Annotated in this window: 21 protein-coding genes and 1 pseudogene; 8 read left to right on the top strand and 14 right to left on the bottom strand. The window is 30.6% G+C overall.

Going from position 1 to position 20,115, the window contains the following annotated elements; genetic code table 11:
* Nucleotides 1–7 precede the first annotated feature (7 nt).
* Genes F0000_RS17825 through F0000_RS17800 form a run of 6 tightly spaced genes read right to left on the bottom strand, consistent with a single transcriptional unit; the run spans nt 8 to nt 6,392 of the window.
* On the bottom strand, nt 8–865 hold the full coding sequence (locus F0000_RS17825; protein WP_149626092.1) for a methyltransferase domain-containing protein: 858 nt from the start codon (nt 863–865) through the stop codon (nt 8–10).
* Nucleotides 831–1,988, bottom strand: a complete 1,158-nt coding sequence (locus F0000_RS17820) for a lipopolysaccharide biosynthesis protein (protein WP_149626091.1) — start codon at nt 1,986–1,988, stop codon at nt 831–833. Before F0000_RS17820 ends, F0000_RS17825 begins: the two co-directional genes overlap by 35 nt.
* Nucleotides 1,976–3,028: a glycosyltransferase family 4 protein gene (locus F0000_RS17815; RefSeq protein WP_149626090.1), complete on the bottom strand. Its 1,053-nt coding sequence runs from the start codon at nt 3,026–3,028 to the stop codon at nt 1,976–1,978. The genes F0000_RS17820 and F0000_RS17815 overlap by 13 nt, the downstream gene beginning before the upstream one ends.
* Entirely contained in the window at nt 3,025–3,957 is a 933-nt protein-coding gene (locus F0000_RS17810) for a GNAT family N-acetyltransferase (protein WP_149626089.1), read from the bottom strand. The genes F0000_RS17815 and F0000_RS17810 overlap by 4 nt, the downstream gene beginning before the upstream one ends.
* A 4-nt stretch (nt 3,958–3,961) precedes the next feature.
* The gene (locus F0000_RS17805) at nt 3,962–4,948 is read right to left on the bottom strand and encodes a polysaccharide deacetylase family protein (protein ID WP_149626088.1); all 987 of its coding nucleotides are present in this window, start codon (nt 4,946–4,948) and stop codon (nt 3,962–3,964) included.
* A gap of 7 nt (nt 4,949–4,955) precedes the next feature.
* A complete protein-coding gene (locus F0000_RS17800; RefSeq protein ID WP_149626087.1) occupies nt 4,956–6,392 on the bottom strand; it encodes a glycosyltransferase family 39 protein in 1,437 nt (478 codons plus the stop codon).
* 558 nt (nt 6,393–6,950) lie between these two features.
* Here F0000_RS17800 and F0000_RS17795 point away from each other — a divergent pair.
* Together F0000_RS17795 and F0000_RS17790 are read left to right on the top strand one after the other, a co-directional pair.
* Nucleotides 6,951–7,691 carry a class I SAM-dependent methyltransferase gene (locus F0000_RS17795; protein ID WP_149626086.1) on the top strand — a complete coding sequence of 247 codons (741 nt, stop codon included), beginning with the start codon at nt 6,951–6,953 and terminating at the stop codon, nt 7,689–7,691.
* A complete protein-coding gene (locus F0000_RS17790; protein ID WP_149626085.1) occupies nt 7,684–9,126 on the top strand; it encodes a radical SAM protein in 1,443 nt (480 codons plus the stop codon). The genes F0000_RS17795 and F0000_RS17790 overlap by 8 nt, the downstream gene beginning before the upstream one ends.
* Before the next feature lie 114 nt (nt 9,127–9,240).
* Here the strand turns inward: F0000_RS17790 and F0000_RS28335 are convergent.
* From F0000_RS28335 to F0000_RS17755, 8 genes and pseudogenes are all read right to left on the bottom strand, one after another.
* Nucleotides 9,241–9,431: pseudogene (locus F0000_RS28335) on the bottom strand (IS1595 family transposase); the annotation flags it as partial.
* Nucleotides 9,432–9,829: 398 nt separating this feature from the next.
* Nucleotides 9,830–10,594 (bottom strand): trans-aconitate 2-methyltransferase, encoded by a 765-nt coding sequence (locus tag F0000_RS17785; protein ID WP_149626084.1) that lies wholly within the window; start codon nt 10,592–10,594, stop codon nt 9,830–9,832.
* Nucleotides 10,594–11,982 carry a radical SAM protein gene (locus F0000_RS17780; RefSeq protein ID WP_149626083.1) on the bottom strand — a complete coding sequence of 463 codons (1,389 nt, stop codon included), beginning with the start codon at nt 11,980–11,982 and terminating at the stop codon, nt 10,594–10,596. Before F0000_RS17780 ends, F0000_RS17785 begins: the two co-directional genes overlap by 1 nt.
* Nucleotides 11,979–12,770 (bottom strand): class I SAM-dependent methyltransferase, encoded by a 792-nt coding sequence (locus F0000_RS17775; protein ID WP_149626082.1) that lies wholly within the window; start codon nt 12,768–12,770, stop codon nt 11,979–11,981. The genes F0000_RS17780 and F0000_RS17775 overlap by 4 nt, the downstream gene beginning before the upstream one ends.
* On the bottom strand, nt 12,763–14,226 hold the full coding sequence (locus tag F0000_RS17770; protein ID WP_149626081.1) for a radical SAM protein: 1,464 nt from the start codon (nt 14,224–14,226) through the stop codon (nt 12,763–12,765). The genes F0000_RS17775 and F0000_RS17770 overlap by 8 nt, the downstream gene beginning before the upstream one ends.
* Nucleotides 14,219–15,118 carry a nucleotidyltransferase domain-containing protein gene (locus tag F0000_RS17765; RefSeq protein WP_149626080.1) on the bottom strand — a complete coding sequence of 300 codons (900 nt, stop codon included), beginning with the start codon at nt 15,116–15,118 and terminating at the stop codon, nt 14,219–14,221. The genes F0000_RS17770 and F0000_RS17765 overlap by 8 nt, the downstream gene beginning before the upstream one ends.
* A 103-nt stretch (nt 15,119–15,221) precedes the next feature.
* The gene (locus F0000_RS17760; RefSeq protein WP_149626079.1) at nt 15,222–15,761 is read right to left on the bottom strand and encodes a YceI family protein; all 540 of its coding nucleotides are present in this window, start codon (nt 15,759–15,761) and stop codon (nt 15,222–15,224) included.
* Between the two features lie 13 nt (nt 15,762–15,774).
* The gene (locus F0000_RS17755; protein ID WP_149626078.1) at nt 15,775–16,140 is read right to left on the bottom strand and encodes a hypothetical protein; all 366 of its coding nucleotides are present in this window, start codon (nt 16,138–16,140) and stop codon (nt 15,775–15,777) included.
* Between the two features lie 119 nt (nt 16,141–16,259).
* On the opposite strand from F0000_RS17755, the gene F0000_RS17750 reads away from it, so the two are divergent.
* From F0000_RS17750 to F0000_RS17730, 6 genes are all read left to right on the top strand, one after another.
* Complete coding sequence (locus tag F0000_RS17750) at nt 16,260–16,643, top strand: hypothetical protein (protein WP_149626077.1); 384 nt, start codon at nt 16,260–16,262, stop codon at nt 16,641–16,643.
* Between the two features lie 33 nt (nt 16,644–16,676).
* Nucleotides 16,677–17,531, top strand: a complete 855-nt coding sequence (locus tag F0000_RS17745; RefSeq protein ID WP_149626076.1) for a DUF5777 family beta-barrel protein — start codon at nt 16,677–16,679, stop codon at nt 17,529–17,531.
* A gap of 340 nt (nt 17,532–17,871) precedes the next feature.
* Nucleotides 17,872–18,036: a hypothetical protein gene (locus F0000_RS27820; RefSeq protein WP_188112173.1), complete on the top strand. Its 165-nt coding sequence runs from the start codon at nt 17,872–17,874 to the stop codon at nt 18,034–18,036.
* A gap of 104 nt (nt 18,037–18,140) precedes the next feature.
* Nucleotides 18,141–18,620 carry a hypothetical protein gene (locus F0000_RS17740; RefSeq protein ID WP_149626075.1) on the top strand — a complete coding sequence of 160 codons (480 nt, stop codon included), beginning with the start codon at nt 18,141–18,143 and terminating at the stop codon, nt 18,618–18,620.
* Nucleotides 18,621–18,983: 363 nt separating this feature from the next.
* Nucleotides 18,984–19,586 (top strand): hypothetical protein, encoded by a 603-nt coding sequence (locus F0000_RS17735; protein WP_149626074.1) that lies wholly within the window; start codon nt 18,984–18,986, stop codon nt 19,584–19,586.
* 234 nt (nt 19,587–19,820) lie between these two features.
* A complete protein-coding gene (locus F0000_RS17730) occupies nt 19,821–20,108 on the top strand; it encodes a hypothetical protein (protein WP_149626073.1) in 288 nt (95 codons plus the stop codon).
* Nucleotides 20,109–20,115 lie beyond the last annotated feature (7 nt).

Genomic DNA, 20,115 nt, shown 5'->3' with positions numbered 1-20,115 from the left:
TTTTAGATTAAATAGGCTTTCTATATATGGCATAAAGATAATCTACTTCTGTTATTTTAATTTTTGACAAAAATGATTTTAATAGAAGTCTTTTATAGCGTTTTAACACAAACCTTCTTTTCTTTAAAAAAGCAAGATCTTCCTTATCCGTATATCCCTTAAAAGGAACAATGAAAAGTGAGGTGTTGTATTTTTTTTTAAAAGTCTTATCAGTTTTTTCGAGATGCGATTGTATTCTTTTGGGGTTATTAGTTAAACTAATTCCTGTAATAATAAGAATCCCGTTATCTTTAAGCATTTTTTGTAAAGATTTAATTTGTTTTTTTTGATCTTTAAAATACGGAAAACACCTATTCAGGATAATGATATCGAATTTTGATTTAAAAATAGAAATATGCTCAATCGGAGCCTGAATTGCCAAAAACTTATCCTTATAATATGTTACGGTTTCTAAGCCATCAAAAGCTGCAGTAAAATAGTCTATAGCAATAACATCATTTTTTAATTTGGCAAGATTGTGAGACAACCACCCATTCCACGCTCCTACGTCAAGAATATCTAATTGTTTTTGTTTACCTATTAAGGAAGTAATTATTTTAAGGTCTTGAACCCTAAGTTTCCACAAATCCTTATCAAAGTCGACGTTTGGAAGGTTATTTACATTAGAAGCATTAATGTTTTGAATTTGAGAAGCTCTAAAATGCTCGAATTTTTCAAGATAATTGTCCAATTTCTCTAAGGATGTTTTTTCCATCAATTTATACACTCCATTTTTACAAAAGAAGGTATGATTATTACTGCACATCATTTTCTGATCGGTAATTAATATCTCAGATTTGCAAACTGGGCATTGAAGTTCTACCATAGGTTTTATATAAAATTAGAATCAGCCATTGAGTGATACATACACCAATAAAAACTCCTGTAATATCATAATAATAAATTAGACATAAAATAGTAATTAAATTAACAAATGCTCCCATAAAATTAATAGCCATTACTCTTTTTTCTTTTCCTGTTTTATATAATTCCATAATGTGAATCATATATAAAAAGGATGGAATGGAGCTTAATCCTCCAAGCAAATAAATTTCATAGTTAATATCTAAATTTACGACTCTTTCTAAGATAAACCTTATGATTAGAGTTCCTGTAATAACAATCGGAAAGGAAAATAAGGCTAAAAGAGTTTTTAATTTTTTTATATTGTTTTGTGGCATCCTGAAAATGTGTTTCATAAACGGTATTACTATAAATCCAGAAACTGCCTGAAGCATCAAAAAAGCAGTTATTAGTAGTTGGTATTCTGATAGCCTGGTTTTTGTAAGAAATACACTCACAATATATAAGTCTATTTTTGATTGTAACCAACCGCTGAATCCTATTAGAAAAAATGGAAATCCTTGTTTAATCTCTATAAATGAAACGTAATAAGAAAAATCTTTCCTGTATAACTTAAGATTACTGGCAAGAATAATAATTTTTATACTATTGGCAATTATATATGCTTGTAAAAATATTACTAAATCAAAGGTGTTGTAATAGAAAATTACACTAATAATGATTAAAAAGCCAACTGTTTCTGCAAGAAGTTGTTCTCCGAATCGCTGGTGATAAACAACTACACTATCCATGCTAGAATAACAATGAATTAGTACGACCAAAATTGTAGCGTATAAAGCTGTTGTGAACGGAAAAAAGAAAAATAAAACTCCAGAAAAAGTTAAGAAAATGCTTCTAATCAAAAAACTAGAATAGAATATATAATGCAATCTGGAAGGTTGTTGAGTATATTTTCTTATTAAATATTCTCTGTTACCCCAGTTGATAATAAATGAAATAAAGAAGATCCATAACATCACATTTATAAGAATACCCCAATCTTCCTTTCCAAAATATTTTATTCCAAGAATAGCAATTAAAAAATTAAAAACAGGGCTAGAAAACCCTTTTAGCGTATTAATCGAAATGGTTATTAATTTACGCATGTATACAACTTTATATAAGACGTAACGGTTTTCTGCTCAGGGCTAAGTAAAATACGCTCTTTTTTAGTTTCAACTCCAGATAATAATTGAATACAATTTGAAATCATTTGCTCTCGGTTATTACTGATTTTCCAAGCCTTGATTTGGGTGGCAATTCCTACATCAAATGAAACGATAGTCATCCCTGAATATAAAGCTTCTACAAATACATATCCAAAGGATTCATAACTGCTGGTATGAAGAAAAAAATTAGATTTCGACATCTTAAAAAGTACATCTGTTCTGGGTAAACTTTTACATAAAAGAATGTTTTTTTGAAGTCCTTTTTCTACAATAATTCTGGACAACTTCTGGTATTGATCTCCATCGCCAATAATCTCGGTCTTAAGCTCTGGAAAATCCTTCACAAGTAAAGAAACTATTTCAATAAATTCTTTAAAATTTTTAACTTTATTTAATGATCCGACTCCAAGAATATCAATTTCATTTTCCATTGATACAGGAAATGAGGAAGTATCTATTGACCATGGAATAACAGCAGAATTTATTTTATGCGTTTTGTAAAGTGTTTTTTGATGATTTATAGAGAGCGTAATTATCTTAGTCTTTTTATTAATTAAAAATCGTATATATCGATTTTTTAAAGCATCTTGTCCCATGACCGTTACAATATGTGGGATGTTATATTTCAATGCAAATTTGTTTCCGATAAAGGAGCATTCTCCTATCCAAAGGCTATGTATTGCATCAATAGGATTTTGAAGATGTATTTTTTTTAATGTAAGGAGTGCTTTTTGCCATACCCATGGTTTTTTAAGATGTTGATTCCTGCCATTTAGAGGTATTACATTGATTCCATACCATTTATAAGAGTCTTTTATAAATGGAAATTGAAAAGTAATAATGGTTATAGAAGTTTGTGGTAAAGTTTTTTTTAGTGATTTGAGATACACCTGCAATGCGGGAATAGTGGTAGAGTCATCTTCATTTACTGCAAAACCGGGAGTTAAAAAAACAATATGTGCTATCTCTTTGTTCAAAATGTATCTAAGTCACCAAATGTTAATTTTAATCGATCCAAAGGAAATTGAGAGTCAAAGTTTTTAAAACCAACAGCCCAGGATTCAAATTGCTCAATATTCTGTTTTTCCATCAATTGAGTAATTAGTGTATCTGGCGAAGATTGAAAAATGATTTCGCCAATACCATTTTTGGCAGCAATATCTTTTAGTCCTTTTAGTCCTTTTTGAAATTGTTCTTCAGAAGGAATTTCTATGTCACCAATAAGTAAGCCATTTTTAATTTTGATCCAAAATAAGCACTCTTCAATTCTTACAATAAAATTGTCAGCAAAAGACTTATACTTATAATACTCTATGTTTCTAGAAGTAGAAGTTATATTTCCTTGATCATAAACACTACCTTTAAGAATTTGTTTGGTTTGGTGTTTAGCAAATACTTGAGCAAGATGTTTTTCGAAAACCTGATTTGTGAAATTTACCTTTCTTGCGATTTTCTCAATGGGTATATTAGAAGTTTTAATCTTGAAACCTTGCATGCGTTCTACATATTTCCAATCTAGCTTGTTTATGTAACCATATTCAGAGTTTTGATTTGGAAATCCCCAAACAAATTTAATTCCCGCTTGTTGCAACTGTATATCTGTTAGTTTCCCCAATTTGGTAAATAAGCCTTTTCCTGTATATTCAGGAAATGTCATAGCATCTCCGTATTGCGCAGCTATTTCGGTTTGGTCATTATACCGCATCATCACAGGAATAGCTCCATGAAAAGCGATAGGTTTATCATGGTGATATGCTAGATGACCAAAATATTTTAAACCAAGATATGAAGTGTCAAACTTTTGAAAAACAAAATTGTCACTTACTTTATTTCCAAAGACAACTTTATAAATAGTTTTAAGATCTTTAATATTGGTTTCTGTAAGTTTTTCGATTCTAAATTCCATATTTTTAAAAATAAGATCCCTTTAATAAACAAGCTATTTGTTGTTTTTTTGAAATATAAGGATTTATAACAAAGCGATTTTTGGTCACTGGATCTAATGTGTCTTTTTCGGTATTATAATCTACCAGTAGTATTTTAGAAAAACCAATTTCTGTACAATAATTAACTAATTCATTTGTATAGGTGCCGAATGGAAAAGCAAACTCTGAGATAGATGTTTTACAAGTATCTTCAAGAATTTGCTTGCTTCTTAAGATTTCATCTTTGGCAGTTTTAATCGAAATTTTGGTCAAATTAGCATGTGTAAGACTATGTGATCCAATCGTAAATAAAGAGTTTTTTGCAATTTTTTTTATTTGATCAATAGACATTAACTTCCAATAATTCTGTAGTTTTTTATTTCTCAGGATTTCCCAATCTTTTTCAAAAATATTATAGACAGATGCTATGGCTTCATAGTTTAATTGTTTACATCTGTTTTTTAAGGAAATACCCTGATGGATAAACTCGCCTTTAGAATTTTTACGATATGTATTGTTTTCAAAAATAACCTCCTTAAGTGTCGTATGATATGAAACCAGATCAATAAAATCAGGCCATAAAAAATCATTCTTTTCATGAATAGTAGTAATATAAAATGATGCTGGCAGATTATATTTCTCAAGAATTGGAAGCGCATATTCGTAATTATTTAAATATCCATCATCAAAAGTCAAAGCAATATTCAAGGTGTCTTTTTTAAATTTTTGTTGATAGAACTCATCTAACGAAATCACATTATAGTTTTCAGAAAAATAACGAATTAAATCTTCGAAATAGGATTTAGAAATAAATCTGCTATTGTATGCTGTATTGCCTGTTTTATCGATTCCGTGAAATACTATAATGCGCTCACCATATCTGTTTCTCAATAGTAGTTTTTCCAGACCAAATTTAAAAAGCACAGTTTTGTATAAGAGAGCTAATCGATATTTTATCTTAATCAATAGCATATTTTGATTATTTTAAATGAATTTGATATAATTTCCATCCGTCATAACATTCTTTAAGTATCTTCAACTCATATTCTTTTTGTATTTTACTCCAGTTTACTATTGGATTTTTACCTTTCCACTGTTTATTGAATTTTGTTGGATGAAAAAGTAGTAGAGCTTTTTCTTCAAATTTAGAATATTCTTTGATCCATAAATTTTTATAAGTAAAGTTTAGAGCTCTTCCTTGCAAGGCAATGTCAATATCAAAAGAATATAAGGTATTGTGTTGATAGGGTTCTAGTTGTTTTACTATTTGTTTCTCTAATGTATTTCGTTCCAAAATTGGTTTCATTCCTTTTATTGATAAAAAAAACTGTAACATGATTAATAAAAAAACACTTATGTATTTGATTTGTTTGGAAAGTATTTTGTCGCATATATAAAGTAAAACAGGAAATAAAATAATTAAAATAATAGGAAATGATAATAATAAAAATCTTGAGTTCTGAGTATCTATTCCAGCAACGAATAAAGCATAAAAAACAACACAAACTGATAAAATTGGATGTGTGTTTTTGTATATTTTCTTTGTTAAGAATATCAGAAGTAAAATAGAACCAGCTATCAGATATCTTGGGTGAAATAAATTGGAGAAAGCATAAATGAGATTAGGAGATTTATATGAATTATACCCCTGATCTGTAAGGAATGAATTCTTAAAAAAATTCAGTACAGACCAATTAGTTAATGCATTGTGATCAATAAAAGAAACTAGGTTTTGAGATTTTATGAGTATATGAGGAGAAATTAGTATAAGAAAAATGATAACAAAAAAAATAGAATGACGTAAATTTTTTATTTTGAAAATAAACCAATACAATATATACAAAGCCAATGGTAATAAAACTACGAATGAAGCATAACGAGTCATTACCGCAATAACACCAAAAACAAAAGTAAAATATAAGTTTTTTATATGTTGATTTTTAACGTAATATATAGCGTGGTAAATACAAAGTATAATTAAAGCTGTGGCCAACATATCGGACATTACTAGTAATCCCATTCTAAAAACTACTGGCGACAATAAGAAGAATATTAAAACATAAACAAATGTGTTGTCTTTATCTGTATAAGTTAATGAAATAATTTTGTATGTATATACAGCTGAAACTCCCATGGATAATACACTTAGTAATTGTAATGCTACTCCGGTATTAGGAATAATATAATTAAGTATTGCTCCCAATAAAGGGTAATAAACCGGCCAAAAAAAATCTCTTGGCAAAACTTCATGATTCATAAATGAAGACAGTGCCTTGGTATATTTCAGGTATTCATATGCATCCTGACCATATAAACCGTCAAATCCAATACTTCTAAGAATAATGAACAACAAGACTGGTGTGCCAAAAAGTACAATCTTATGATATCTGGACAAATAACACTTTTTAGAATTCAATTCCCTGTTTTTTCATAATCATAAATATAGTTGTTGCATTTCAAACATTAAAACTAATACCAGAAATAAATTCTTTACCCAAATGTTTATCAATTTTTTTGAAGTAGCTGTAGAAAACCTTATTTTTAGTTCTTAAAATAATTTAGATATTAAATTTGATAGATTCCACTTTTAATGGTTTTTATGTCACAAGCTTTTTTAACAAATCCAATATACCAAAGGCTCTATGGTTTAAATTTTACAAACTCGCGTACTAGATGAAAAATTACTATATAGTACTTTGTTTTTATTGTGTAATATCGATAATCAGTATTTTAAAAATTTTAGAGAACACCGATCATATCTTTTTTGGGTGAAAAATAGTGTCCATCTTTATTAACTTTTAATAAATATGGATGGAAATTATTTTATAAGAAGGACAAAATTTGAAAAGCGATTATTTGTACAGAAATGCTATTTACGGTATTGAGGCAATTACTGTTTATTACGATAAAAGATAATTTATAGAGAATAATTAGATAAAAGTATTTTGACAACAGGATCTGATTAACGGAGTAAATGAATGAAATTAAAAGAATTATTAAGAAATTTATTCCTTTGAGAGTTTTAGATTACCATGCTAAACTTACGTATTCAAAGAGTAAATCAAAGTTTAAAGATAGTAGTGTAGAAAATGTGTTTGTCAAAATATATACTTCCAAATATTGGAATTATGGAGAAAGTGTCTCAGGACCAGGTTCTTCAATTAAACAAACTAAAAATATAATTGAAGGGATAAACCAAGTAGTTGCTAAGCTTGATATTAGCCGTGTATTAGACATTCCTTGTGGAGATTTTAATTGGATTAGTTATATTGATTTCTCTAAAATAAGGTATATTGGAGGTGATATCGTAGAGGAATTAATACTTAAAAATAGAAAAAAATATAAAACAGATAGAATTGATTTTTATAAAATAGATTTATTAGAAGATAACTTGCCATCGTCAGATTTATTGATAACCAGAGATTGCTTTGTCCACTTTTCTTATGGTCATATATATCAATCTCTTTTGAATATAAAAAAATCTGATTGTAAATATTTAATGTCTACTACGTTTGTAAAACATACGATCAATTATGATATTGTGACTGGAGATTGGAGGCCGATAAATTTAGAAATCCCGCCTTTTGATTTTCCTAAACCTATAATGATAATACCAGAACATATTGAGCAGGGTTTCGAAAGAGAATATAAAGGTAAATCTCTTGCAATATGGAAGATTGAAGATCTTGATCTGCCACAAAAAACATATGTATAATAATGATAATCATACACCATTGAAAAAAAAAGTATTGCTATACAATCCCAAAGCTGTTTTCTTTGATATGCCTCTGGCGCTTCTTGCCATAGGATCTGCCCTTGATTCTGAAAAATATGAGGTAATTATTGTTGATGGCAGGATTGAAGAAGATCCCGTAGAAATATTTAAACAACATCTTCAGGAAGCGATTTGTTTTGGAGTCACTGCATTAACCGGAAGTCCAATAAAAGATGCATTAGAGGTTACCAGAAAAATAAAAGATGAACAGAAAGAATTACCAGTAATATGGGGAGGATGGCATACTTCATTATTTCCGGAGCAAACATTAGTTGATGAAAAAACTATTGACATTACGGTACAAGGACAGGGAGAACTTACTTTTATAGAATTAGTTGGTGCAATTGAAAAAAAGAAACCGTTAAATAATGTAAAAGGTATTTGTTACCGTAGTGCTAAAGAAGGAGTAGTAAAAACTCCTCCAAGAATAATTTCGCCCATGGATAATTTTGCAGATATCAATTATGAATTGATAGATGTAGAGAAATATTTTGAAAAAAAAGGACAACGTCAGCTTGATTATATATCTTCTACAGGGTGTTATTTTAGGTGTAGTTTTTGCGCGGATCCGTTTGTATATAATCGTAAATGGACAGCAGTATCTCCAGAAATTATGGTCAATAAACTAGAAGAGTTATATGAAAAATATAAATTCACAGACCTAAATCTTCAAGATGAAACCTATTTTACATACCGTGATCGGGTCATAGAAATTGCAGAGGGGATTATTAAAAGAGGATTAAAATTTAGTTGGGCAGCAACTATGAGAGCAGACCAGGGATCACGACTTACCGAAGAAGATTTTAAAACCTGTGTGAATTCTGGTTTACGGAGATTGTTGATAGGAGTTGAATCTGGCTCTCAGGAAATGATGGATTGGTTAAAAAAGGATATTAAATTAGAACAAGTGTATCAATGCGCAGAAAGATGTAAAAATTTAGATGTTTCTGTTATTTTTCCCTTCATTGTAGGTTTTCCTGAAGAAACTGATAAAAGTATTGAAGCTACAGTGAATGTCGCGAAAGAACTTAATAGTATGCATCATAATTTTTCTACTCCAATATTTTACTTTAAACCATATCCAGGATCTAAGATTACAGAGGATGTACTTAAAAAAGGATATGTTTTGCCAAGAACGATTGAAGAATGGGCAGATTTTGACTATATAGGATCTTCTGGTCCTTGGGTAAGTCAAGAAAAATATGACTTTTTTGAGAGATTTAAGTTTTATTTAAAACTAGCGTATTCTAAACAGCGTATTTTGTATAAACCTATACAGGCGTTAGCTAAATTAAGATGTAAACATACCTTTTTTAAACTTCCACTAGAAAAAAAGATTGCAGATGTTTTAATAAGCAAGCAACAACTTTCTTAGATTATTTTTTTGAATTTCAGTCATATCAATGAATAACCTTTTTTCTAGAAGTTTACTGATAATTAATTTTGTTAGTTAATGTATAAACATATTCTAATATGACCGTCTGATAGTTTACACATTTCCCATTTTTTTGCTAGCTACCACTGCTATGATAGCCCTGTCGAATATGGATTCAAAGCATCTTCCATTGAATTTATAACAATATTCATCCAGATATCTCTGTAAATAATGAATCCCAGTAGAATGGTATATATCTAACAATAATCTTTTTGCATTACTAATGGCAATATGTACCAGGGCAAACACATTTAAAAAAGTAGTAATTTCTCCCTATAATTTTTATTGATTAAAGCCTCAAATTTTCTTTGTGGGATACTTTTATTTACTGATTTTTCTTTTTTCAACAGTGTTATACGATTTATAACTAAAAATTTCGCATATTCATCGTTTCTTTTTCCTTTCTACTTCGTTTAAAAAATAAACCGTAGCTATAGCTATGCTTGATTTTTTTGCCTTGCATAAAGAAAAAATAATTCAATGAATTTATACGAATTTTTTAATCACAAATCGTATAATTTATTAAAAGATTAGCTCTTTCTTTTGAGGTATGTACTAGTGAGTTTATGCACTATCCTTACATTGGAGATTTTTTATAATTAATTTTTCTGGCTTTCTTTCTTGCGTTGAAATAATATTTTTATCATTCTTTTACATAACGAAACCAACAAAAAGGAGAATCCTTTTCATTTAATATTTTATTTAATAAGTTTCTTTTATACTTATAAAGTACTTCAAAATTCTTTAACTCTTCAATACTGTGATGAAAATAATGATTCACCATTTCTGGAACACCCAAGTTCTGATAATAGGTTTTAGTCCTTTTTTGGGCATTACTAATCTGTACTGATTCATAAAAAGGACTATCCCAAATATGTAATTCCCCTCCTTTTTTCAGAAGGTTTTGTAATCTATTTACAATAGTTGGAAGGTTTTCAAAATATTGAATACAACTATTGACCGTAACGATATCAAAATCAGTCAAAACTTTTACCTCCTGAGCAAAAATATCGGCATAGATAAATTGTAGATTATTTTGTTTAAATACCCTGGAAGCCTGTGTAAGCTCTACATCATTTACATCAACTGCGTATACTTCAGAATTTGGAATTAGAGATAGTTGATAGCTAAACCAACCATTACCACATCCTAAATCTAATATTTTTAATGGTATATTTTTCTTAGTTAAATAATCTACTATTCTTTTTGTAGATTTTTGGCGCAATTGCCATTCCTTGTAATAATGATGATGTTGCGATACAAGGGGTAATTGCATTACAATATCATCAGAGTATACTCTTTTTTCTAATTCTCTTACAGTAATGTATAGAGAAGAAAAAACATCTTTTTTTTCTGTTAGATGATAAACGCCGTTATCTGGTTTTATAGAATTATCAAGTAATGACATTATTGAAGTTTATAGTATTTCATAGCAAAAAAGGCCAATATTGATTTAATTTTCAGCTTAAGTACTGCAATATTATAAGGATTTGTTGAGGTTTTCCTTTTAAAATAGTTCACCTCATTGACAATTCTACGTACGGCAAAATCATAAAACTTACGATGATAAGTACGTCTGAAATCAATATCCCGATCGGTGGATGTATGCCATTCTGGCTGTATTGTGATATCATTTTCTATTTCATTATATAGTGATGTTCCTTTTATGGGATAGGCAACCGTAATCGTAAAATGAGTAGGATTAGCTACTTTAAGATGGTGAATAGTTTCTGCAATATCTTTTTCGTCCTCACCAGGGTATCCTACCATAATAAAAGTTCCAGTTTCTATACCCAGTCGATTTGTTTTTTGTATGGCTTCCCGAACGGTTTCAACTTTTACTCTTCTATCCATCGCATCTACTATCTTTTGTGAACCACTTTCTGCACCAATCCATATACGATAACAACCAGCTTCTTTTAGTTGTTCTAAGACTTCATCATTTAATCGTTCTGCTCGCGTAATACATTCGAAAGGGATGATCGCATCCAGTTGCAGCACTTCTTTATGGAATTCTGCTAACCATTTATGACTTACTGTAAATACATCATCTACAAACCAAATCGTATCTGGATTATATTCCCTTTTCAGCATCAGCAGTTCTTCAGCCACAAGTTTTGCTGGTCTTCTGCGATAACTTTGTCCATATACGGCAGTGCTACACCACTTACAGGTATAGGGACAGCCGCGTTGGGTGCTTACAGTCATCGAACTCTGTCCGTGATTGTTTTTCCAGGTATCCAGATATTTTTGCATATCAATGGCACTGCGATTTGGTAACGGAAGTACGGATAAGTCTTTTATTTTTATGCGCGTAGCAGTCTTGACTACTTTGTTATTTTCTAAATACGCAATACCAGAAACATCGTTAATATCTGTTTTATTAATAATAGCTTGATATAATTCGTATAAGGTTTCTTCTCCTTCACCAATAATAATATATTGAGCTCCAGATTTTAGATAATTTTCGGTATTATAGGTAACATCAGGACCTCCCAATACTATTTTTGGGAAACCATATATGGCTTCAGTGATGAGAATTTTGATAAGTTTAATGACTTCTACCTTCGTCATAAGATTTGTATAAATCGCAACAATATCTGGTTTCTTGGAAGCAAGAAACGCTAATTGATCTTTTTTTGAACTAAAAGTAGTATCAAAAACATAGTTTTCTATTGCTTGCTTCTCCAAATACCCCGAGATATAGAGTTGACCTAAAGGAGGATACGGCTTCATAATCCTTTGTTCCTTGGGATCCGTACTCAGGTAATATGCGTGGGTTAGTACAATACTCATCTTTTTGATAACGAGATTAGATAATGATCACTGTATTTTGATACGAATGAAAAACGCTTAAAAAGAATATCTATGTGTTGTAAAGTTTTCAAAAGTATTGACTTCTTTCTGAAAAATGGTTCAAGATAGGAGGGAGGAATACAAAATCCAATGGGATATGTTGTATCTATGTTAAAGAATCCTTCAGCTACTTTTTTAATATTTATAGGATTGTAATACCAGGTGTTTACTTGAGTTCCATCTACGTTTGCTATAACTACACGGTTGGTATTACGTCTAAATGCTTTTTTGAAACTACCTTTCATTATGAAATAAAAGTTTTCCAGGATGCAGTGTTTCGGCATGATCACTCCAATAATTTTACCATTTGGTTTTAGTTTTTTTGATGCCGAAACAAAAAAATGTTCTAATTGTTTTGGGGAGAGACAATTTAGTCCTCCAAAATCCGAAAAAATTAAATCAAAAGAATGCTCAAAATGGGTTTCACCTAGTTTATTAATGTCTAATTGACGAAATTCTGGCTGATTTTCAGTTGTAGTTAATTTTTCTTTAGCAACAGAGATCATTCCAAAAGAAATATCTGTAGCAATGATCCGATGTCCAAGACTTGCAAGCCAGAAGGCATCCTGACCAGTTCCACAATTAATTTCTAATATGTCCAAACTCTGATTTTCGGGAAGCACATCCTTTAGGAAATCATATACCAAATTCCTTTGGAGTTTTCCAATGTGACTATATGTAAAGACATCGTCATATGTGGGTGCAGCTATATCAAAACTCTCATTCATTAAGGTGTTCCATTCTTTTTAAGATCTGAGCATCTATGAATGCACTGGGAAAATAGTACATCAGATATGCAATTCTTTTTATAGCAGTCTTCGAAAACTGACTTGGTTGAGACACTATTTTTTTTAGAAAACGTATTCCCTGGCTTTTACGATATTCTTTATGTACATATCGATGTAGTTTTTTATAATATTTGGAGTTATAGGTTCCCTGAAACATCATAGCCAGGTCATCAGAATCCGTCCAGTTAGCTTTAAACTTAAGATCATCTTTTACCTTATCATAGAATTTAGTTCCGGGTAATGGGTAGGATACCGATATACCAATATTGTCAGGAACTAATTCTTTGATCATTTTTATGGTTTTAGCAATATCACTTTTGGTTTCACCAAGATATCCAAACTGAATAAAGAATGCAACACGAATATTTTTGTCTTTTAATAATTCTGTTGCTTTATAAATCTCGGCTACTTTAGTTCCTTTGTCCATGGCGTCTAATATAGATTGAGAACCACTTTCTGCACCCACCCAAACTTCCTGTAATCCAGATGCTGCAAGTGCATCTATAGTATCTTCTTTTAGTAACAGATCCACTCGACTTTGTATAAAATACTTTAGCTTCGTTTTCGTTTTTTTTAGTTCTATGTTAAATTCCTGTACCCATCCTGGCGTAAGTCCAAAAATATCATCACACATCCAAAAATGATATACATCGTATTTTTCTTGTAAGAATTTTATATGCTTTACAATATATTCTGGAGAATGTGTATTATATCGATTCCCATAGATAGGTTTAGCACACCAGTTACATTTAAACGGACAACCTCTGGTAGTGGCTAGGTTTAGTGTAAATTCTTTCCCGCCGGAGTTCCAGATGCTTTTATAAGCATCAATATCTACAAGATCCCATGCAGGAAGAGGTAATTCATCCAGATTGGTAAGGACAGGACGTTTTGGGGTGGTTATTGTTTGTTCTCCTTTTGTATATACGATTCCTTTTATTTTTTCTGGAGATTCGTTTTTCTTAAGTGTAGTGATGAGTTCTAAAAGCGTAGTTTCACCTTCTCCCTGGATGATATAGTCAGCACCATTTAATATGTATTTTGGGTAATGGTCTGTAGCATCCGACCCATTAACAATTATGGTGCAATTATACTTTTTTCCAATACGTATCATCTCAAAAGCTGCCTGACGCATTGTTGTAAGACACATCTTTGTCAGATAATTAAACCCATCATCATATAACACCAGAAATTTTGGTTTTTTCTCCTTAATTTCTTGTTCTATTTCATACGGATTATCTTTTAGATTGGTATCAAAAAGATCAGTCTTATATCCATTTTCCCGCATTAATGAAGCTGCATAGATAGTTCCCAATGGTGGATATGGAGTTTTGTTTTTCCATTGTTTTTGATCTAATGGATAGTAATAAGAGTGAGAAAATAAAATGTCAAGCATGTTCTTTTTCTAATGTGATATCATATTTGGATTGAAACTCGTTGTATCTGGCATTCAAACGGTCAATTACTTTTTTCTGAAAATTCTGAGGATGATGCTTTGATACACCATCAGTTGATTTCATGGCTATTTCAAAATCTTCCTTACTTAAGGTTTTAAACTTTGTATTCCATTTTTTTAAAGTTAATTTTAAAAAAACATGCTCCAACATGTTTCCTGCTTTTGTGTTTAACAGAAGTTCTATGATTCTAGAAATTCCTGGTTTCTTTTTTAACTGTTTAATAGAAGATTTACCAATTTTTAGATTTGGTAAAAAGTTAGAAACCCATTGGTTTTGGTTATAAAAACGTGTAAAATCTCCAGATACAGGAATCAGGGTTAATAATTCGGTAGCGGTGAATATGTTTTTTTCTGTGATCTCTAATGAATTTTCTGTAATGAAATAATTGACACAAAAGAATTTTCTGGAATTAAACAAGAATATTTTTTTATACAACATCAGTAATGTTCTGGAAACCCATAGTCGCTCTGGTTTTGTGATTACAAAGAAATCAACATCCCCATCTTTATCGTGATAACTTTTTGATAAAGCTCCAGAAATGCCAACAGCTTCTACATATGGAAACTTAGCAATTAAAAACCCTTTTTTTATTGCCTTTTGCATAACAGATTTAGCCATTTTGTTTCCTTTGATGCGACGATCCACAGATTGAATGTTTTCGTCTAAAAAATAATAACTGCTATCAGAAGAAATAACTCCTTTATTCTTGAGGTATTCTAACTCATCCTGAATCTCATTTTGATCCGTTGCTGCTGAGAATAAAAAGACCTCTTCGGCAGAAAGAGGGTACTTAAAAATTGAAAAGTATAACAATGTTTTAAGAGAGTTCATTAAGTGTTGAGTTTTGTTATTTTAAATGTAAAGATTTTAGAATTAAAATGAAAAGATACTACTGTTAATTAAGTATAATTTTAACCTAATTCGTAATCATTCATTACTTCTTTTTTAAAACAAAATCTATAGCAACAGAGATATCATCCGCTATCTTTTTACTAACAATACCGGGAATCTTAATATCAAACTCTTCTGGTTTGGTGATAAAGCTCGAAGTGATAGAAATTGTATCGTCATCATCCTTACTCAGCGATCCTTTTGTTTCTATTTCTTTTGACTTTCCGTGTAATGTAAGGGTTCCCTGGATAGTATATTCTTTCTGGAGGTTATCTTTGTCAAAATCAATTAATTTTCCCTTGAATTTGGCTTTTGGATACTCATCGGATTCCATGTAGTTTTCGTTAAAATGTTCTTCCATCAAGGCATTCTTAAACCGGAAACCTTTCATCAAAGCTAAAGCAGCAAATTCACCATTATCGGTATTTAATATAGCAGTTACGGTAGTATTTTTAGCTTTTACCTCTTCAAATGAAGGTACTGAAGCTTCAAAACTGATCGTTCCTTTTTTTGTTATAAATTTTCCCTGAGAAAGAACAGATCCTGAAATAAAAAGGAATAGAAAGAAAACTGAATTTTTCATATATGTTAAGAGTTTATTGTTCTAATAATCCATCGGTGTTCCATTGTATCATAACATCGATTGTGGGTTGTGGTAGTCTGGGACCTCCAGCAGGCATTAAAAAGCTGATATCTTCTGAGGATACTCTATCAAGTAATCCCCTATTATCAACAGCCTCTTTGACCTGATCAAAGGTAAGCAAAGGCATCGGAGCAAAATTAATGGGAGGATCATTATGGCAGGAAATGCAATTACCATCGATAATTGCTTTTACACTGTTTTCATAGGTTACCAAAGGAACGGTAACTACCTCAATGAGATCGTTTTCACTATCATTTTCACAACTTATGTTGATAAAAATGAATACAAAAACCAACAATTTTATAAAATATATTTTCATAGATAAGGAAGCGTTTGAGAGGTAGAAATTAGATCAAATTTCATTGATATGCAAAAATAAATTTCATTAGGGAGATAATTTTCATACTTTTAAGATATGTTTACCACGAAAAATAAACAATGAAAAAACTACTAGTAGTAATTTTAATTCTGATGATAGCTGCTTTTGCAGGATATAAATATATCTATCAGTCTCATCGGGATATCGAGGGTGAAAAAGCAGCGTATACAATCGAAGCAACTGATCTCATCAAAGAATTCTCTGAGACTCCAGAGATTACTTCAAAAAAATATCTGAATAAAACTATGATTGTCAAAGGGAAGCTCACAGAAATAGAGGTGAATTCTTTATTGCTTGATAATGCAGCCTACTGCACTTTTGATACAGCGCATAGTATTCCAGAATCTGGTTTAAGTGAACAATACGCTATCAAAGGCAGGTGTATTGGGTATGATGAACTGCTGGAAGTTGTGAAATTAGATCAAGCCTCAATTATCAAATAAATTATTTTTACGTAGTGTTTTAAAAACAAGTTCATGCAAAAACTTTTATCTCTTTTATTTTTAGTTCCTTATTTTATAGTAGCACAAGATGATTTATTAAATGAATTAGAATCTGATGTGCAGGAAGATAATTATGTAACATCTACTTTTAAAGGGCTCAAGATTGTTAATTTTGAATCTACCAAGCTCGTAAATAAGCGAAACTTATTTTTTATCGTTGCGCATAGATTTGGTAGTGTAGAGAATGGGATTGATGATTTTTTTGGATTAGATCAAGCGGTTACACAGCTTAAGTTTATATATGGGATTACCGATGGAGTAAATATTGGTATTGCGCGTAGTTCGTTTCAAAAAACATATGGAGGGCATATAAAATATAGAATAGTAAGACAAAAAAAAGGAGGATTTCCTCTGACGATTGTAGGGTATAATTTAATTACAATCAATACCGCATTAGAAAAGGATGTATTGCCGGGGTTAACGTTTAATAATAGAGTGTCGTATACTTCTCAAATTTTGATTTCCAGAAAAATTAGTAAGAATTTTTCATTAGAATTTGCTCCCTCATATCTACACGAAAATTTTGTAAGGTTTGATGATCAGGATAATTCTCAATTTATTGCAGGAATAGGGGGGAGATATAAGCTAACCAAACGTTTTAGCCTTAATATGGATTATGGATATCATTTTAATAGAAGTACTACTTCAACCTTTAAAAATCCTTTATCCGTAGGGTTTGATATAGAAACAGGAGGTCATATATTTCAGGTACATTTTACAAATGCACAACCTATGTTTGAGAATGGATTCCTCGGGCAGGCATCAGGAGATTGGGGAGATGGAGATTTTTTCTTCGGGTTCAACCTGAGCAGAGTTTTTGATCTGTAACACAATAAAGAAAGCTTACTTTGTTGTGATTTATACAAGACCCTAGTGTTTTTAAACAACGTATCTTATAATTGTTTGTCCGGATAAGAAAGATTGTAATACTTTTTTCTCCAAATCAGAGCTTATACGATTTATAACTAAAAATTTCGCATATTCATCGTTTCTTTTTCCTTTCTACTTCGTTTAAAAAATAAACTGTAGCTATAGCTATACTTGATTTTTTTGCCTTGCATAAAGAAAAAATAATTCAATGAATTTATACGAATTTTTTAATCACAAATCGTATTACTGATATCTGGATTTTAAAAAAGAATAATGAAAGCTGGAAGCATACAAAAAAATGAGTAACCCGATTAGTACATTGGCAAGAGAATCTACAGCCTGTATGACATTAGGCAATACAATTTATTTTTCTTCAAATAGAAATTGTGAAGGAAAAGAAAATTGCTATACAGCTGATTTGTTTTACTCAAGACTAAGGAATAATGAGTACCAAAGTGTGTAGAGGCAATTTCTGAGTTTGTTTCGTCCAATGATGAGGAAAGTGTATTCATTTCCTCAAAGGAAGAGTACATCATCTTTTGTAGATATACAGATAATAAAACCTGGATGGATCTGTATATAAGTTATCGAGACATTCATAAAAACTGGTTAGCACCTATCATTGTTGACTCAACAATAAATTCAAAATATTGGGACAGAAGACCATTTGTAAGTATCGATAATAATTTTTTGTTTTTCACCCGACTCCAAATTGGAGAAAAAGGATTGATCGAATCAGATATATTTTGGGTGAATACCTCAAAACTGTTTAAGCCCTTTGTATATAATCCGCTTTCTGATATAAGCGTTCGAATTGGTGAAAAGTTCGAAATATCAATTCCAACGGATTATTATAAGGATATCGATGATCACCTATTGGATTTAAATCTTAATCAAAATGAATTTGATTGGTTAACATTTGATTCTGAAAACATGAAGTTATCAGAATTTCCAACTGAGACTGGAGATTTTGAATTAACTTTTACCGCAGTAGATACGTTTTTGAATATTACGGAGGATAAGATTAAATTGACCGTACTAAAATAATTATGGTGTCAAGTTCTAAGCGATCAAAATTAGAAAGAACGCAGAGCCCACTATCTTATTATACTATTACATGATATATGAACTACCGAGATATACTATTGATACGAGATTTAAATGCTCCGAGGCTTGCCTCGAAATCAACATGTTTTTTTCAATAAATGCCTCGTGGGCTTGCCCCGAGGTAGTTTACTCTAAATAATACTTCAGGGCTTGTCTCAAAATCGAATTGATAGTTTTTAGTCTTCTACCTTAATATTCGAACTCAGTTAATTAATTTTGATCAAGGCAACATTTTCGTCTTCTAAGACATATACATGTAACATTGTCCAGTATGTTAACAAAATCTATAAAATGAAAAAAAACATGAAAACTATATTAAAATACGGGATAGAATTTTTAATAGTAACATTTGGTGTGTTTCTGGGTATGTATGTGAGTGAATTACAAAATGAAAAGAAAGTAAAAATAGAAAAAGAAAAATCTATCAGTTATATACTGGAAGAACTAGAAAACAATAAAAAAAATATTAAGAAATCAATAACATATCATCAAGCAATCAAAACAGAAATAGATAGTGTAACTCCTACCTTACTGGAAAAAGATGTTTACGCTACTTATTTTGGGAATCACAAATTCAGACATAACGAACTAAAAGGTTGGAATGGAATTACACTAGCAGAAGTAGTAAATACAGCATTTGAGGGAGCTAAAATTAGTGGTATTATAAAGGAATATGATATTGGATTGATTTATAAAGTTTCAAAAATTTATAACCTGCAAAAGGGGTATACCGAATTAGGAAATTCTATCCTGGATAGAATGATAAATATCAATTCTTCTGCAAAAGTTATTGATGTTCTTGTCTCAATTCAATTGATGACTAATGATTTACTTATTTATGAAAAAAAAATACTGAGTGAAATAGAAAGTATAGAAACCGAAATAAAAAAGTCATATCTTAACTAATATATGAAAAACCTAAAATTCAAGATGATCAATCTAGGTTGTCTTCTCTTACTATTATCTTGTCAAACATATTCTATTCCCGTAGAGAGTTTTCGTTCTCAAATGATAAATGTAAAACCTGAGCATATGTAGAAAGTTGAAATTAATGCTCCAGGCTTATATTCAGCTTTTTCTACTATTAAATATCTTGCCAACGATATAAAGGTAATTATTGTAAATGATAAAAAAGGGAATGTGGTGAAATTAGAAAATTCTCCTAAACCAGAAATGAGGTTGACACATAATAATGGAAAAAAATATGTGCTATTATTTGATACTGTGACGTTAGAGAATGATACCTTAAAAGGCGAAAGATCAAGAATATTACATAATTTAAGACGTGAATTTCTTCTTGATAATAGTAGGAAGTGTAATTATAACCCTGTCTCAGGGTTAAGCCCCAGGAGGGCTCTGGGAGCTAGCTCCCAGAGCCCTCCTGGGGCTTGGTCGCTAAATCAAGTGCTATCCGATCCCCAAATTTAATATATAA

The sequence above is a fragment of the Aquimarina sp. RZ0 genome, assembly GCF_008370685.1.
Lineage (GTDB): Bacteria > Bacteroidota > Bacteroidia > Flavobacteriales > Flavobacteriaceae > Aquimarina.
The sequence above is the reverse complement of the archived record's forward strand: the minus strand, read 5'-3'. Positions and strand labels throughout refer to the sequence as shown.